At 37.1% G+C, this 17,026-nt stretch carries 12 protein-coding genes; 3 read left to right on the top strand and 9 right to left on the bottom strand.

Translation table 11 applies throughout. The annotated features are described in order from the left end of the window. Nucleotides 1-43: 43 nt before the first annotated feature. Nucleotides 44-1,249 carry a diaminopimelate decarboxylase gene (lysA, locus tag FORMA_RS00870; protein ID WP_069675389.1) on the bottom strand — a complete coding sequence of 402 codons (1,206 nt, stop codon included), beginning with the start codon at nt 1,247-1,249 and terminating at the stop codon, nt 44-46. A gap of 107 nt (nt 1,250-1,356) precedes the next feature. On the opposite strand from lysA, the gene FORMA_RS00865 reads away from it, so the two are divergent. Continuing rightward, on the top strand, nt 1,357-2,022 hold the full coding sequence (locus FORMA_RS00865; RefSeq protein ID WP_069673890.1) for a hypothetical protein: 666 nt from the start codon (nt 1,357-1,359) through the stop codon (nt 2,020-2,022). A gap of 127 nt (nt 2,023-2,149) precedes the next feature. After that, nucleotides 2,150-3,343, top strand: coding sequence for an ADP-forming succinate--CoA ligase subunit beta (gene sucC, locus FORMA_RS00860; protein ID WP_069673889.1), 1,194 nt, complete (start codon nt 2,150-2,152; stop codon nt 3,341-3,343). A 74-nt stretch (nt 3,344-3,417) separates the two neighbouring features. On the opposite strand, the gene uvrB is transcribed toward sucC, so the two are convergent. From uvrB to FORMA_RS00835, 5 genes are all read right to left on the bottom strand, one after another. Further along, nucleotides 3,418-5,424: an excinuclease ABC subunit UvrB gene (gene uvrB / locus FORMA_RS00855; RefSeq protein WP_069673888.1), complete on the bottom strand. Its 2,007-nt coding sequence runs from the start codon at nt 5,422-5,424 to the stop codon at nt 3,418-3,420. 72 nt (nt 5,425-5,496) lie between these two features. Next, entirely contained in the window at nt 5,497-7,017 is a 1,521-nt protein-coding gene (locus FORMA_RS00850) for a gliding motility-associated C-terminal domain-containing protein (RefSeq protein ID WP_069673887.1), read from the bottom strand. Nucleotides 7,018-7,020: 3 nt separating this feature from the next. Further along, complete coding sequence (locus tag FORMA_RS00845) at nt 7,021-11,037, bottom strand: T9SS type B sorting domain-containing protein (RefSeq protein WP_069673886.1); 4,017 nt, start codon at nt 11,035-11,037, stop codon at nt 7,021-7,023. A gap of 93 nt (nt 11,038-11,130) precedes the next feature. After that, nucleotides 11,131-11,955: an ABC transporter permease gene (locus tag FORMA_RS00840; protein WP_069673885.1), complete on the bottom strand. Its 825-nt coding sequence runs from the start codon at nt 11,953-11,955 to the stop codon at nt 11,131-11,133. Beyond that, a complete protein-coding gene (locus tag FORMA_RS00835; protein ID WP_069673884.1) occupies nt 11,952-12,848 on the bottom strand; it encodes an ABC transporter ATP-binding protein in 897 nt (298 codons plus the stop codon). Before FORMA_RS00835 ends, FORMA_RS00840 begins: the two co-directional genes overlap by 4 nt. 144 nt (nt 12,849-12,992) lie before the next feature. Here FORMA_RS00835 and FORMA_RS00830 point away from each other — a divergent pair, with 144 nt between their 5' ends. Further along, nucleotides 12,993-14,057, top strand: coding sequence for a hypothetical protein (locus FORMA_RS00830; protein WP_069673883.1), 1,065 nt, complete (start codon nt 12,993-12,995; stop codon nt 14,055-14,057). On the opposite strand, the gene FORMA_RS00825 is transcribed toward FORMA_RS00830, so the two are convergent. Genes FORMA_RS00825 through FORMA_RS00815 form a run of 3 tightly spaced genes read right to left on the bottom strand, consistent with a single transcriptional unit; the run spans nt 14,054 to nt 17,025 of the window. Beyond that, complete coding sequence (locus FORMA_RS00825; RefSeq protein WP_069673882.1) at nt 14,054-14,557, bottom strand: IS1096 element passenger TnpR family protein; 504 nt, start codon at nt 14,555-14,557, stop codon at nt 14,054-14,056. The two genes, FORMA_RS00830 and FORMA_RS00825, sit on opposite strands and share 4 nt — an antisense overlap. Before the next feature lie 12 nt (nt 14,558-14,569). Beyond that, nucleotides 14,570-15,610 (bottom strand): COX15/CtaA family protein, encoded by a 1,041-nt coding sequence (locus FORMA_RS00820; protein ID WP_069673881.1) that lies wholly within the window; start codon nt 15,608-15,610, stop codon nt 14,570-14,572. After that, nucleotides 15,607-17,025, bottom strand: a complete 1,419-nt coding sequence (locus FORMA_RS00815; protein WP_069673880.1) for a CCA tRNA nucleotidyltransferase — start codon at nt 17,023-17,025, stop codon at nt 15,607-15,609. Before FORMA_RS00815 ends, FORMA_RS00820 begins: the two co-directional genes overlap by 4 nt. Nucleotide 17,026 lies beyond the last annotated feature (1 nt).

The following is a 17,026-nucleotide window of genomic DNA, read 5'->3' as shown; positions in this document are numbered from 1 at the left end:
AAATAAACTAATTATTTTGTTAATATATTAATAAATACAACATTTAAAATTCCATTTCTATTTGATTAGCTATCAAATCCTCGAGAGTTTCTCGCTTACGAATCAAATGCGCTTGCTCATTGTACCACAGCACTTCTGCAGGTCTGTACCGTGAGTTGTAATTGCTCGACATCATGAAACAGTAGGCGCCTGCGTTGTGAAACGCCAAAATATCGCCTTCGGTGATTTCATTAATTCGCCGGTTATTGGCAAATGTGTCGGTTTCACAAATATAGCCTACAACAGAGTAAAACCGCGCTTTACCCTCAGGATTAGAAATGTTTTCTATGTGGTGCTGTGCTCCATAGAGCATAGGACGTATCAAATGATTAAAACCAGAATCTACCTGTGCAAATACAGTGGAGGTAGTTTGTTTGATGGCATTTACTTTTGTTAAAAAATAACCTGATTGACTAACAATGAATTTGCCAGGTTCGAAAGCAAGCGTAATCTCTTTTCCGTAATTTTTACAAAATGTATTGAAGCGATCCGTAAGCTTTTCGCCTAATTCTTCAATATTCGTTTCAACGTCGTTGGGCTTGTAGGGGACCTTAAACCCTGACCCAAAGTCAATAAAACTTAATTTTTTAAATTTTTTAGCAACTTCAAAAAGAATTTCACTGGCATACAAAAAGACATCAATATCCAAGATGTCACTTCCTGTGTGCATGTGAATACCATTGATATTCATCCTCGTGTTTTCAACAATGCGCAGTAATAATGGTATTTGGTGAATGGAAATGCCAAATTTTGAATCGATATGCCCAACAGAAATATTGGTGTTTCCGCCAGCCATCACATGCGGATTGATGCGGATGCAAACCGGTGTTTTAGGATGTTTGCTGCCAAATTGTTCCAACAAATCTAAACTATCGATATTGATTTGTACCCCAAGTGCCGCTACTGCTTCAATCTCTTTTAGTGACACTCCGTTGGGGGTATATATGATACGCTCTGCCGCAAATCCTGCTTTTAAACCTAACTGAACTTCTTGGATCGAAACCGTATCTAATGCAGCACCTAACTTAGAAACAAATTTCAATACTGAAATATTGGTAAGTGCCTTGGCTGCGTAATGTATCTTTAAATTCTTTACTTTACTGAACGCTTGGGTCAAACGCTTGTATTGATCCTCAATTTTATGGGCATCGTAAACATAAACTGGACTCCCATATTCCTTTGCAATTTTTATTAATGTGCTTTGTTCCATTCTTTTTTTGAAATTTGAAGTGGCAAAAATATAGTTTAACGCGCTATTGCCAATGAAAATATTAATATTATTACTATTTTTGCACAAATTGTTAAATAATAAACAAATTGAAAACTATTGCCTCTTGTGTCCAGGAACTTTTGGTGGCTCGTCCCTTTTTAGAGGAAGCACTTTCACGTGACATTATTAATTATTCGGCCCTTGCTAAAGACTTAAATCAACCGATCTCTGACCTCTTACGCAAACCCGTCAAGGACGGAGCCATTATGATGGCACTTAGGCGGTACACCCCCCCGACATCTAAAAAAAATGAGCTTAAGTTGAAGCAGATTTTTAAAGATTTGGGTGACATCACTGTGCGGTCCAACCTCACTGATTTTACTTTTTACAATTCAAAAACACTTATTCATAACCACTCAAAAGTTTTGGCTGAAATTGACGCCGACCGTCAAGTGTTTTATGCGTTTACTCGTGGCATACACGAGAGCAATATTATTGTCTCTAGTACCAAAAAAAATACCATTGAATCAATTTTTGAACATGAAACCCAAATTGCGACCCAAGACCAATTGTCGGCCATAAGTATTAATTTACCTAAAGGGAATTCAAAAATTGTGGGCTTATATTACCAAATATTTAAGCGCCTGGCTTGGGAAAATGTAACTTTATATGAAGTACTATCAACCACAAACGAGTTTACCATTCTCGTTGAAGATCACTTGATTGATAAGGCTTTTTCAGTCATTAAGGGTCTAAAAAACCAAGAATTTTAGTTTAGGATAAGTTGTTGAAAAACAGCATTAAAAAATATTGGTAAACCGCATTAGGTTATTTACTTTTGTGGCTCAAAATTTCTGTGATTATCACAGATTATGATCAAAAAACAAACGCATTTATAAGATGAATCTACACGAATACCAAGGAAAAAATATTCTTAACTCATTTGGTGTAAAAATCCAACGTGGTACAGTAGCGACAACGCCTGAAGAAGCAGTAGCTGCAGCAAAAAAATTAACTGAAGAAACGGGTACGGGCTGGCACGTCATTAAAGCTCAAGTCCATGCAGGTGGTCGTGGTAAAGGCGGTGGTGTAAAACTCGCCAAAAACTTGGATGAAGTACAGTCCATTGCCAATCAGATTTTAGGAATGCAATTAGTCACTCCACAAACCTCTGCCGAGGGGAAGACCGTACACCAAGTTTTAGTAGCCGAAGATGTATACTATCCTGGCCCTACAGAAACCGACGAATTTTATATGTCCGTTTTGCTCAATAGAGCCACAGGCCGCAACATGATTATGTATTCCACAGAAGGCGGTATGGACATCGAAACTGTAGCTGAAGAAACCCCACATCTTATCTTTACTGAAGAAGTTGATCCAGCTACAGGACTTTTGCCTTTTCAAGCACGTCGAGTGGCCTTTAATTTAGGATTATCAGGTGCTGCCTTTAAAGACATGACTAAATTTGTATCCGCACTGTATACGGCTTACATTCAATCGGATGCCTCATTGTTTGAAATCAATCCTGTACTTAAAACCTCAGATGAAAAAATCATGGCGGTTGATGCTAAAGTCACCATCGACGATAATGCCATGTTTAGACACAAAGACTATCTAGAATTACGTGATACTCGCGAAGAAAACCCCATTGAAGTTGAAGCTGGTGCACTCGGATTGAATTATGTAGATCTTGATGGAAACGTAGGATGCATGGTGAATGGTGCTGGACTAGCGATGGCTACTATGGATTTGATTAAACAAGCGGGTGGTGATCCTGCTAACTTCCTTGATGTTGGCGGTACAGCCGATGCAGCACGTGTAGAGGCGGCGTTCAGAATTATTTTAAAAGACCCTAGTGTCAAAGCTATTTTGATCAATATATTTGGTGGAATTGTCCGTTGCGATAGAGTAGCACAAGGCGTTGTTGACGCCTATAAAAATATGGGTGACGCCATTAACGTTCCGATTATTGTACGTTTACAAGGGACCAATGCCGATATTGCCAAAGCATTGATTGACAATTCTGGTTTAGACGTCCAAAGTGCGGTAGAATTCCAGGAAGCTGCAGATAAAGTACAAGCAGTATTGGCCTAATTGATAAGATTTAAAATGTATAATCCAGCGTCTAGTCGCTGGATTATTTTATTTGATAGAGTTTTATTTTCAGCTTAAGCACCCTTCAGTTTTTCTAATTTCTTTTGATAGTTTGTGATTTGGTCTCTAAACTGAGCAGCCATCATGAAATCCAGTTCTTTAGCGGCGGACTCCATGAGTTTTCGGGTGTCACGTACTTTTTGTTCTAATTCGGGTTTAGAGAGATAATCGCTTTCAGGTTCAGCGGCTTTTAGGGCCTCTTGTTCGTAATAATAGCTGCTTACAGAGTTTTTGGTGAGGGCATTGTCCAAACTTTTCTTGAGGGCTTTAGGCGTCACATTATGCGCAGTGTTGTAGGCGATTTGTTTTTCACGACGGTAGGTGGTTTGGTCTATGGTGAGTTGCATGCTTTTTGTGACTTTATCGGCATACATGATGGCTTTTCCGTTAAGGTTTCGTGCGGCACGGCCTACCGTTTGCGTCAACGATCGGTTGGAACGTAAAAACCCCTCTTTATCGGCATCCAAAATCGCCACCAAAGACACTTCAGGCAAATCTAATCCTTCACGTAACAGGTTAACACCCACCAAAACATCAAATAATCCTTTGCGTAAATCTTGCATGATTTCTACACGTTCCAAAGTGTCTACATCGCTATGGATGTAGCGGCAACGCACTTGGATACGCGTCAAATATTTTGTCAACTCCTCCGCCATACGTTTGGTGAGTGTCGTCACCAAAGTACGTTCGTCTTTTTCTACGCGTTGCTGAATTTCTTCAATCAAATCATCAATTTGATTTAAACTTGGGCGGACTTCAATGATTGGATCCAAAAGCCCTGTAGGACGAATGACTTGCTCGACATATACACCATCGGTTTTGGTGAGTTCATAATCGGCAGGTGTTGCACTGACATAAAGTACTTGATTTTGCAATGATTCAAATTCTTCAAATTTAAGTGGGCGGTTGTCCATCGCTGCAGGAAGTCGGAACCCATATTCCACCAAATTTTCTTTTCGACTCCGATCGCCACCATACATGGCATGGACTTGCGAAATGGTCACGTGGCTTTCATCGACTACCATCAAATAGTCTTCAGGGAAATAATCCAACAAACAAAATGGTCGTGTGCCTGGTGCTCGTCCATCGAGGTAGCGTGAATAGTTTTCAATTCCCGAACAGTAGCCCAATTCACGAATCATTTCTAAGTCAAATTCTGTTCGTTCCTTAAGGCGTTTAGCCTCCAGATGTTTGCCAATCTCTTTAAAGTAATCGTGCTGTTTTACCAAGTCATCTTGAATGTCTTTAATGGCATTCTGTAAGATATCAGGGGAGGTGACAAACATATTCGCTGGATATATGTTTACATTTTCATAGACTTCAATTACTGAATTATCATTAATATTAAAAGCCTCAATAGCCTCAATTTCATCGCCGAAAAAATGAATACGAAAACCATGGTCGGCATAACTGGGAAAAATATCGACTGTATCCCCTTTGATTCTGAAGTTCCCATGGTTAAATTCAGCTTCTGTTCGTGCATATAAACTCTGTACTAGCTTGTGTAACAATGCTGTTCGTGAGATGATTTGATTGGTCTTGAGCGAAATCACATTTTTTTGAAATTCCACCGGATTTCCAATTCCGTATAAGCATGATACAGAGGCCACGACAATGACATCGCGACGCCCAGAGAGGAGAGAAGAAGTTGTGCTTAGTCTTAGCTTCTCAATTTCCTCATTAATGGATAAATCTTTTTCTATATACGTTCCAGTTACAGGAATATAGGCCTCAGGTTGATAGTAATCGTAATACGATACAAAATACTCTACTGCATTTTCTGGAAAAAATTGTTTGAATTCCGAATAAAGTTGTGCAGCCAAAGTTTTGTTGTGTGCTAATACAAGGGTGGGGCGTTGCACGTTTTGAATTACATTCGCTACGGTAAATGTTTTCCCAGATCCTGTTACACCCAATAAAGTTTGAAACTTTTCCTTAGATTCAATACCACACACCAATTCTTCAATTGCTAGTGGTTGATCACCAGTAGGTTTAAAATCTGATGTAAGTTTAAAACGCATGTTGCAAAATTAAGGCAATCTGTGCTCTACTGCAACGTGCAATAGAATTCTTTTTCCATACCCAGCAACAAATCAATAATTTAAATAGACCCATCCTGTTTCTGATCCATAGCCTTCTTCATTTAAATGCAGTATGTAAAAATAGGTTCCAACCGCTAATTTTTTTGAACTCGAATTCAGCCCACGATTAGAAGTGCCATCCCATTTCAAATCATTATTGCCCTCAAAAACCAAGCTTCCATAACGGTTATAAATCAACAATTGGTGATTCATGAATACATCGTAAAGCCCTTGAATATTGAACCAATCATTAAATCCATCGCCATTGGGCGAAAACCCCTGTGGGATAATAATAGGGCAGCCATCGTTTGATAAATCTACAGCACTAAAAGCACTGTTGTTGTTTTCTATAATCTCAGAAATAATTCCTGTTCCATCCCCTGTATCATCAACAACTGCAATGATTTGAAATTGGTCTGGAAAATTAGGATCGATTTCAATTTCTATAACTGATGTAATCGAAGTTCCTACAGGAATTTCCGCTTCAGTTTGTGCTTGGCCTACGAGATTATTTTCTACATAAAAAGCGATGGGCGTTCCCAATGGAAGATCGTCAGTAGCATTGAAGTTAGAGATTGTGTATTCCAATTCAATAATTCTTGAAAAACAACTAGTTTCTGCAGTTTCCGTCAGTTGAATGCTGGCATCAGGCAACTGACTGTTGAGAACTGTAACAATACTGTTGACCATCACCAAATCTTGACCCGAAGTCAACTCAATGCTTGCAGAGCTGTCCCCAACGTTTATGGTATTTTCAATGGGATAGAAATCTATATCCATATTGTACAAATCTGTTCCCCCTGTGAAACTATTGGTTCCATTGAATGCGTTTGTCTCAGGATTCAAAGGAGGATTACTCAATAAAAAACCATTCATTCGTAAAGATTCATTGACCGCCAAGCTTGAGTCGCCTTCCCAAGCGATAAAACCAATTTTGGCACCCACTACATCCATTACATTTAGATTGTTCAATTCAATAGTAATGGCTTCTGGAACAGCTTCCAAACCATCATATACATTTATTTGATTTAGTGGTAAGCTATCGTCTTGATAAATGATGACAATTGCCCATCCTGCAAAATTTGTTCCTGTAGAACAATAATCTTCAGAAATATCAATTTGTTCTAAATCGCTTAAGGAGTACAGACCATTTCCAAAATTTTGCACCAAATCCGTAACATCGGTAAATGCAGCAAAAAAGACTCGGTTTGAATCTAAGGCATAGGAAAACGTTCGTTCCGGCATAATAGGGGTTGAATTTAGATTTACCTCAAAATCTCCAGTTCCTGATCCAGCCCAATATAAATATGCGGCCTCCACAATTTGACCACTTGATAAGTTGAGTTCAGCAGTAGACCCGCTTAGAATAGAACAGTCCAAAAGAGCGCCGTTTTCGACAATATTAAGAGTGTTTCCTATAGCTGTGTAATCAAATCGGCCGTTGTGTTGCTCATACAAGGCTATAGATTGCCCAAATCCTTTTGTAGCTAAAATAAGACAACAGCAAAAAAATAATCTGTTAATTGGACTCATGACTTAACGCTTTAGGGTGAAATGTCCCCTAAATATACGATTATCACTTAATTTAATGTAAAACCAATAGTCTGAAGTCGGCATAAGGTTGCCATTGTAGGTCCCATCCCAACCTAAACTATCATAAGAAAGCTGTTTAAGTAATTTGCCGTAGCGATCAAAAATAAAAATTTCGCTATTGGACTGACTAGGGGTGTTTATCCCAAATACATGCCACGAGTCATTATAACCATCGTTATTGGGCGTGAAAAAGTTAGGAAAGCCGATTACTGAAACAACTTCATTGGCAATACCACAGTTATTTTTATCACGTACATAGACAGTGTGGAAGCCTGGACTAACGTTATAAAATATGCTATCATCTTGGTAGGGGCCAAGTTCATCATCTAATGCATATTCATAATCGCCTTCTCCAGTTGCAAAAACTGTAATGGTGTTGTTGGTACTGACATCACTAACCTCAATTTCATTGATGGTTGCTATGTTAGAATTCACTATGGTGATGCTTTTTGTTTGTGAGCATCCATTGGCGTTGGTCACAACAACTGTGTAAGTACCCCCTTGGTTAATTTCTATTTCATTAGTTAATTCTCCATTAGACCATAAATAGGTGTAATCTGATGGATTTCCGATAATTCCACTGTCAATCACAACAGGATCTGAGTTTGAATCAATACAGAAAAATGTTTGATCACCAAAATCTAACTGAGGAAGATTAAACACACTCAGTTCAAGTTCGTTTATCCCATAACATTGATTGTTGTTTTCTATTCGTGCGTAAATCGTTTGGTTGTAGGCTTCGTTGTTGGTGAATATATTTGGTAAAGCATTTTGTTCGACTAGAGCATCTTCATAGGTTTCGTAATATATTAAAGCATAATCTGCTGGTAGTCCTGTGAGTATACTTGATGTCGCATTACTCAATGTAAATGCTTTAAAGCCGTCTTCAATTCCGTCATCATCGCATGTAAACAAACTCGCGTCTTGTCCAGAAGTCAAACTCACATTAAGCGATAACTCTGCAATAGAAAAGCATTCTGTGTCGTCATCAATGACTTGAACGTAAATGGTCTGTGGATTGGTGGTATTTGTAAATGGAGCAGCATCAATGGATGCTGTTGAATTTTCAGCATCAACTGGGGTGAGGTAAAACTTTGTACTGCGGTTTGGAACTCCATTGGTCAATGCGTCATTGGCTTCATCTAAATTAAATACAGTCAACCCATCATTTACACCATCTTCATCACATTGAATTAAATTTGTATTTGACGCCGTTGGAATGGGGTTAATGTTGACCGTAAATTCTGTAGTATCAAAACAATCAGTTTTTAAATTATTTTCAATACGTGTAAAAACTTGATAACTAAAAGCAGTGGTATTGTAGTAGGGCGAAGATAATGCTCCAGTATTCGCATCTGCTTCAGCTTGAGAAAGGTGATAGCTAACGCTGAAAAGTGTAGCGTCTTGTGTATCCAAAACATCGGAGTCGAAAGCAGTTAAATCAATTTCTTTTTGGCCATTGGCATCATCCCCATCGTCTAAATCGTCGCATTGCTCCACGGTAGCTACCGTGTTGGCTGTTGGGGTATCAAAAACGTTTAGATTGAACGATGTAGTATCGTAACAATTGGTGTTGTTGTTATTTTCAATCCTGATAAAAATTTCTTCTGTTGAATCGGTATTTTGATAAGGTAATGAAAGTGCAGCGCTATTAGCATCTGCATCATCTTGAGAAAGGTGGTAGCTTACTGTAAAGTCTGTAGGTAGTTGCGCGCCAAAAACCTGTGCTTGAGAAACTGTAAAATCAAAACTCAAAATTCCATCGTTATCATCATCACACTCAAATAAATCACTTACTAGATTGGCCTTTGGTGCGGCATAAATATTTACCGTAAATTCTGTAGTATCGTAACAATCAGTTTTTAAATTATTTTCAATACGTGCAAAAACTTGATAACTAAAAGCAGTGGTATTGTAGTAGGGTGAAGGTAATGCTCCTGTATTTGAATCTGCATCGTCTTGTGTAAGGTGATAGCTAACGCTGAAAAATGTAGCGTCTTGCGTATCCAAAACATCGGAGTCGAAAGCAGTTAAATCAATTTCTTTTTGGCCATTGGCATCATCCCCATCGTCTAAATCATCACATTCTTCGACAGTACCTACTATATTAGCGATGGGCGTGTCAAAAACATTCAGGGTAAATGAAGTCGTGTCAAAACAGTTTGCATTGGCATTATTTTCAATACGAATAAAAATTTCTTCAGTGGAGTCGGTATTTTGATAAGGTAATGAAAGTGCAGCGCTATTAGCATCTGCATCATCTTGAGAAAGGTGGTAGCTTACTGTAAAGTCTGTAGGTAGTTGCGCGCCAAAAACCTGTGCTTGAGGAACTGTAAAATCAAAACTCAAAATTCCATCGTTATCATCATCACACTCATTTATATCTGTTACAAAGTTAGCGATGGGATTGCTAGTGATGATGATAGTTTCAGAAAATGTATTGACTTCAGTGCCAATGGTAATTTCAGCTGATACAGTATAGGTTCCAAGATTTATGTAGGTGTATGAGGGGTTGTCAAGGTTAGATACGCCCAAACCATCCCCAAAATCCCAACTTATACTGTCATAATTTTGTGTCGTATTGACGCTGAATTGTATATCGTCATCAACACAAGAATTTTCAAATACAATTGAAGCTAAAAAGAAAGACTGGATAAATGGAGGTAATCCAATCACAGCCGATGTTCCAGGAGCTAATGCCAAACCATTTTGCACATAATCACTATTAACACCAAGTTCATTTGGTTCATTAATCACATCTAAGGAGTTGTAATCGTCAGTATTAGCAATATATATTCTGCCATCAGGGCCAAGCTGAAGAGCTCCAATAAAAGGCACTCTATTTTGCAAAGGGTTAAAGGAATTAGTATGAATAAATGCCAATGAGTTTGAGGGACTTGGTGAAAATAAATCAAATTGAATAACGGAGCTATCATTAGAAACATACAATTTTGAAGAGTCAGGAGAAAATTCCAAACCATAGGGTCCGGAGTCAGGTAATAAATTTGAAGGATTTGATAAAGTTCCTGATGAATTATCAAAATCATAAATCCAAACGCTTCCTGTAGCGTTGGCGGTTTGACCTTCAGTGTTTCCGTTTTGTCTGTGAGCTACTGCAATTTTAGTTCCGTCAGGTGATGCTTTCATGTATCCAATTCCATTTCTACGGTAACCTGTGTAGTTTATAAGTGGGGCAATTTGAGTTTCTTGAGGGGATGTGTTTACACCTGAATTGTCGATCCTAAAAGCATAAAACTTATCCATAAAATGAGTTAAAACCCAATAAGAAGCCCCATCAGCATGCTCTACAGCTGTAATTTTTTCAGAACATTTATAGCTGGCTTGTCCTTGATCTGTGGGATCATATGTAATAAGTTGTATGTTTTTTTCTGATGGAACAACGTCACCATTTCCGCCATTGAGCGATAAATCAACTAAAGAATAGGCCAATCCATTATTAAAGCCATCGTCCGCCTCAGGGACCGCCCCGGCGTTACCACCACCAGAAAAAGTGTAATTTGGCAGAGAATTGCCAGATTGATCTGCTGGTCCCTGATTCGGAAAGGCAAAAGCATTTTGGTGATGAGGTTCGTCTACAGTAAAGACATAATATTGGTCTGGGTTTCCTGGTTTTGGTACAATCAAGCCAGATGAGGTACTCGATGGATCTCCTAAAAGGCCATTTGCTGGGTAGTTTGCATTAGGCATAATATTATGATTTTTGTCCCAAACATTCCGACCATCTGTGTAGAATAATAAATTTCCGTTAAAATCTGCAATTGAAGAGCAACCTTCATTTGTATTTATTGTATTCTCTGCATCAGTAGTAGCTGAAACAGTATCTGTACTTAAATCAAAAATAAGACCAGCACCTTCACCAAAATACCAGTGGGAAGCTTCAGCTTGTGAGAAGCCCAAAATACTCACTAAAAAAAGAGCGTAAATAAAAAGATTTTTCATAAAAAATTATATACGTAAATCTAAAACTATTAGGTTGAATAGTAAAATACTTAACAAAAATTTAAAGGTGTTTGTAAGTGCTATAAGATAGCACTATAAATCTCTTTTTTTAAGAAGATAATAAGATAAGTAAACAAAAACTACAACCCACAAGGCCACGATAAGCATCGAATCAAAATGAACTGCATAATCGTAATCTAAATCATTTTTGTTAGGAAACTTAGTCATGGCCACGCGCTGAAATGGTTGCTTGATGAGGTTAGACATTGAGGTCAGTGGGAAAAAGTTTTGAACTTTTATTGCTAATGCCATGTCTGATTTCCATGATATTAGTCCGAATAAAATCCACTCAAAAATAAAATCGACAAATAAAAATGCCAACGCAAAGGCCGACCTTTTAGCTAAAACCCCCAAAAATAAACAGAACGAAAAGAACCCAACTAATTTTATAAAATAGGCTGGGAGGAACTCTATTTCTCGGATGATAATATTAATTTCATTGTAGCTGGAATAAACGAGGCCTAAAATCAATGAAATGCAGAAAATAATTAGCGTAGAAATTAAAGAAAAAAAAGCAATAGCATAGAACTTAGATAATATAAATTCCTTTTTACTCAATCCATCGATAAGATTTTGTTTTAGTGTTTTATTGCTGTACTCATTCCCAATCATTGAAACTACCACAATAGCAAAAAAGAATTTAAATAAGGCGGAAAAATAGGTTGTAATGTGCCAAACCATTGGAAAATTAAAAATCCCTAACTCCCCTAATTCAAGAGTAAAAAAACCAAAAAAGTTGATTTTAATAGCCGATAATACAATTACGCACAGCGGCAGGATGAAGGATATAAATATCAATACTTTGCTCGTGCGGTTAAGCAATAGTTTCTGTAGTTCTAACTGTAAAAGACGAATCATTCTTGGTCTGTGAGTTGTAAGAATTGTTCTTCCAAACTTTCCTTTCGTTTAATAAAATGTGTAACTATAATTCTTTTTTCGAACAGCTTTTGTATCAAATCTTCAGCTGAAAGCGGAGCTGAGAGAAAAGCTGTGATAAGGCTATCTTCTTGTTTGTGATGACTTATTTTGGGGTGCTTTTCAATAAATTCAATGAGCTTGCTTGTCTCAGAGCTTTTCAGTTCAAAAAATCCATAGCTTGATATCATTTCATCTACTCGTCCCGCATAGAGTTTTTTTCCTTTCCTAAGTACAACAACGTGGGTACAGACTTTTTCAACCTCGTCCAACAGGTGAGAAGCTAAAAGAATTGTAGTTCCTTTTTGGGCAATTCCTTTGATTATTTCTCGAATTTGGTGAATGCCTTGTGGGTCTAAACCATTTGTAGGTTCATCGAGTATTAAAACTTCGGGCGCATTGAGTAATGCAGAGGCAATAGCTAAGCGTTGCTTCATACCAAGAGAAAAAGTCCTAAATTCACTATCTTTCCGTTCTACAAGACCTACAGTTTCCAATACCTTGTCAATCGCCTCTGCCGAAACGCCTTTTATTTTACACACAAGCTTAAGATTTTGATAGGCAGACATGTAAGGATAAAAATTAGGACGCTCTATGATAGCACCTACTTTTTTTAATGCCTGATGCGTATTCAGCGCACCATCAAACCAATTATAATGGCCTGATGTTTTGTTCACAACATTCAAAATCATTCCTAGAGTTGTTGATTTTCCACTACCGTTTGGTCCTAAAATACCATAGATATTTCCTCTTTTTATGGTAAAGGATAAATCATTTACTGCAGTAAGGTAGCCGAACTTTTTTGTGAGATTTGATATGCTTAAAATATTGGTCAAGGATTTGTTGAATTAAATAGTATGAATTTAAGACGAGATATATTTAAAATTGTTACAATTTATAAATAAATCCTTTAAATTTATATTTTGTGCATTGATATATACTCTGCGTATCAATCTTAATATTTAAAACAATGCAGTTTTATGAAAGAGGATTTAAAAATATCATTAAAAAAACCGTCCTATCCTGTTTGTTCGAAGTTAAAATCGTATTTAAATGAATACAATCGGAATATTCGATTGCCTATTTTTTATGAAGATTTATTGCGCTTTAATGGCTCTGTAGTGGTGTACGACAAAAATGATAAGGATACACTTTGGACCCGTGTGTTTTATAATGAATCCGACCGCCTGGATATTGACTTAAGTTTAAAAAAAATATATACCATTTTGCACTCCGATGGAAATGAAAAGACCATTCCATTCCTCAATGTTGATGCTGTTGATTTTTGTACATTTGGAAATTCAAAACCTTTTCGTATTAAGATTCGTAATGTTCTTAATGACAATTATGCATATTTCTATGTAAAAAAAGCGGATGCCTCCAGAATTTATGGACTTGAATTGGAGCATATGCTGTCTCCGTTTAATTTAAATTTTTTGGTGTACAACACCACACTAATCGAGGAGCATATCACAGGTATTCCTGGCGATGAATTTATTGAATCATTACTTCCGAATTGTACACTTTCCGAAAAATCACAAATTGCAAAGGAATTTGTAAAATTTAACGAGCGTTGTATGATTCGCCTTTTGGGCGATATGAGAGCCTATAATTATGTAATTGTACCGACGCACGATTTTGACAGTATAGTGTATAAAATTCGCGCAATAGATTTCGACCAACAATGTTATGAAGGGAAATTTAATGTGTACAGACCTCAATTTTTTAAAGAAAATTTCACCATAGTGAATTTTGTTTCACAACAATTTCAAAAAGAATCTATTAATCAATATAAACTAGAAGAGCGGTCCATGGTAGCAAAACGCTTGATAAGCTTTGATAAGCGAATAAAAAAACTTTTAGATTGTATGCAAAGTGACACTGTATCAACCCCCGAAAATGTAGTATTGTTGAAAACTAAAATTTTTGATTATACCAATGACCCGAAGTTTATCAAAAGTAAAAATATGGGTGAAATTTTAAAACACACCTTCGATTTTGTTAAACGCAACTACAAAACAGAAAGCACAGATATTGTTTTTTAATTCCAATGTTCATCAAAATTCAGTTCGTCGTAATCATCAAAGCGGTAGCCGTCTAAATCCTCATTAGATTGATCGGCTTCAAATTGCTTTTCTGGAGCTTCTGAAGGTACCTGTCCACAAACAAACAGTAGATTTGGGTAGTCTGTACCTTGAGCCTCCTCAACGATTTCACCCAATTCTACCAAAAAAGTCCACATGTTTAAAAAATCATAAATGTAGATAAGTTTTGTATTGTCCTCATCTAAAAGATCTTCAATGATAGTTTCGTTCATCATTCTAATGTCTTCATTTTGCCCCATATCAAATAATGCAATTTCTTGGCCTTGATGCCAGTCGTCATTACTAACGTAAAATGAGGCCATTTCACTGCCATCAAATCCAAATGACTGGGTAAGTACATTGTGTAAATCTTCAAAAGTGTCTGTTTTTCGAATTTCGATATCTCGAAAAATATCCTCCTTATTCTCGTGATCCAAAATTGCTCTAAATCTGTAAATCATATTTGTTTATTGTTAAGCGCGTTCAGTATTAATTTTTTGTTTTTGATGTAAAATTTCCAGAAAAATATACACTTGAATTCCAAACAGTACAGAGGCAACCACCAAGTGAAATGGTTGGCTAAGTAAAGGAAAATCAAAATAGTACATCAGAATTCCAGTTAAAATTTCGAGGAGAATACACCCCATAGCTAAATTAATTTTTTTGTACCCCAAACTCAATTTTAAGTTAGTGTACCATAAATAAGTATTCATTAGTAGAACAAGTATGGACATCGATCGATGAATATAAAAATTAAGCTCTGGTTGGGCTAGCCAAAGCGACTTTTCGTACCCAATGATTTTAGTTTGCTCGTCTACAAACTGACGAACTTGTGTGCCTAATATTATTTGTACCAAGCTTAAGACTAAGGCTACACCCAAAATTTTATAAAAATAGTCATTGTAACGCTGTGTCTTAAAATGTGTTTTAGTTTTAAAAATCAGGTATAGTATGAATACCACAATTAGTAAAGCCATAACCATATGAACGGTTATTTTATAGGGGGCGAGATTGGAGTCAACAACAGTTTTCCCAAGCCAAGCTTGAAAGCCCATACCCAAAAGAGTTAGTATTGCGACTGATGTGATCCATTTATTTTCTTTAAAAAACCAAAATGACCATATTCCTAGTATCAATATGGGTATTCCCGATAATGCACCAATGAGCCGGTTGATGTACTCAATCCATGTGTGAACAGGATTATAAACCACATAATCATGGGTACTGTAGATAGTCCAATCTTTAGCATCGAATCTTTGAGTGCTAAGGAAATCTTCATTTGCAACCATAAACTTTTCGCTGTCCACTAAAATCATGACCCCTTTGTTGTAGTGGTGATTAGGTTTGAATAGTAACTGTTTTTCTTGAACTGGTGGAATGTAATAACCAAAACATTTTGGCCAATCTGGGCAGCCCATTCCCGAACCCGTCATTCGGACTACGGCACCAGCAATAATTACAATATATATCAGTACGAGTGCTGTTTTAGCAAGTGATCTGAATTTTTGTTTCATACTTTAATGGTTAGTCCTAATTCTGCTCCTTTTTTGAGCATTAGAGCAAATGCAGCCTGATGTTCGTTTGGGATTTGCCCTTCTAAAATAGCTTCCTTAATAAATTCTTTAATCTGTCCGATTTCTCGACAAGGTTTCAATTGAAAAGCTTTCATGATTTCTTCACCTGTTACTGGCGGTTGAAAATTTCTGATTCGATCACGTTCTTCAACTTCCTCCATTTTTTGACGAACAACTTTAAAGTTGTTATGGTATTTTTTAAACTTACGAGGGTTTTTTGTGGTAATGTCAGCTTCACAAAGGGTCATTAGGTCATCAATATATTCACCAGCGTCAAAAACCAATCGGCGTACGGCAGAATCAGTTATATCTGCGTTTGCTAGAGCTATAGGGCGTGAACTCATGAATACTAATTTTTGCACATATTTCATTTTATCATTCAAAGGCATTTTTAGGCGTTTGAAGAGTTGATACACCATTTTAGATCCTTTAAGCTCGTGGCCATGGAACGTCCATCCTACCTTTTTACTGAACCGTTTTGTTGGTGCTTTTCCAATATCGTGTAGCAATGCGGTCCAACGCAACCAAACGCTATCTGTATGCAGTGCTATGTTATCTACAACCTCAAGTGTATGGTAAAAGTTGTCTTTATGGCGCTGTCCTTCAACTTCATCAATTCCTTTAAGTGCTGTGAGTTCAGGGAGAATGAGCTCTAAAAGGCCTGTTTGTTCAAGTAGCAAAAAGCCTACAGAGGGTTTTGGGCTTTCTAAAATTTTATGCAGTTCTACAACTATACGTTCTTTTGTAATAATATTGATTCGTTTGTAATTTTCCGAAATGGCTTTAAATGCATTTTGGTCAATCTCAAAATCTAGTTGTGTTGCAAAACGAATAGCTCGCAACATGCGCAGTGGATCATCACTAAATGTAATATCTGGGTCAAGTGGTGTAACAATTCGTTTATTTTTCAAATCGTCAGTACCGTTGAATGGGTCTAATAGTGTTCCGTAATTTGATGCATTAAGCCCTATAGCCAAAGCATTTATGCTAAAATCTCGACGCTTTTGATCATCTTCTAAAGTGCCAATTTTTACTTCTGGATTCCGACTTTCTTTAGTGTATGATTCTTTGCGCGCACCAACAAATTCAAGCTCAATATCCTCATACCGCAACATAGCTGTACCATAGTTTTTAAATACGCTTACTTTAGGCTTATTGGGAAGATTATCAGCAACTTTTTTTGCCAAGGCAACACCATCTCCAACAGCAACAATATCAATATCTTGGCCAGTATTTCGCTGGAGCATGTGATCCCTAACAAATCCACCTACAACATAGCTATCCATGCCTAGCTCATCAGCTGAAGCAGAGATAATTTTGAAAATAGGGTTTTTCAGAGCGGATTGAAGATTCATA

This window comes from Formosa sp. Hel3_A1_48 (genome assembly GCF_001735715.1).
Classification (GTDB): Bacteria; Bacteroidota; Bacteroidia; order Flavobacteriales; family Flavobacteriaceae; genus UBA3537.
Note: the sequence above shows the minus strand (reverse complement) of the source record. Positions and strands in the feature narration are given on the sequence as shown.

Bases quoted from the DNA above. Each gene is read 5' to 3' on its own strand.
- lysA (WP_069675389.1), bottom strand. From the start codon at position 1,249: ATGGAACAAAGCACATTAATAAAAATTGCAAAGGAATATGGGAGTCCA.
- sucC (WP_069673889.1), top strand. From the start codon at position 2,150: ATGAATCTACACGAATACCAAGGAAAAAATATTCTTAACTCATTTGGT.
- uvrB (WP_069673888.1), bottom strand. From the start codon at position 5,424: ATGCGTTTTAAACTTACATCAGATTTTAAACCTACTGGTGATCAACCA.
- FORMA_RS00850 (WP_069673887.1), bottom strand. From the start codon at position 7,017: ATGAGTCCAATTAACAGATTATTTTTTTGCTGTTGTCTTATTTTAGCT.
- FORMA_RS00845 (WP_069673886.1), bottom strand. From the start codon at position 11,037: ATGAAAAATCTTTTTATTTACGCTCTTTTTTTAGTGAGTATTTTGGGC.
- FORMA_RS00840 (WP_069673885.1), bottom strand. From the start codon at position 11,955: ATGATTCGTCTTTTACAGTTAGAACTACAGAAACTATTGCTTAACCGC.
- FORMA_RS00830 (WP_069673883.1), top strand. From the start codon at position 12,993: ATGAAAGAGGATTTAAAAATATCATTAAAAAAACCGTCCTATCCTGTT.
- FORMA_RS00825 (WP_069673882.1), bottom strand. From the start codon at position 14,557: ATGATTTACAGATTTAGAGCAATTTTGGATCACGAGAATAAGGAGGAT.
- FORMA_RS00820 (WP_069673881.1), bottom strand. From the start codon at position 15,610: ATGAAACAAAAATTCAGATCACTTGCTAAAACAGCACTCGTACTGATA.
- FORMA_RS00815 (WP_069673880.1), bottom strand. From the start codon at position 17,025: ATGAATCTTCAATCCGCTCTGAAAAACCCTATTTTCAAAATTATCTCT.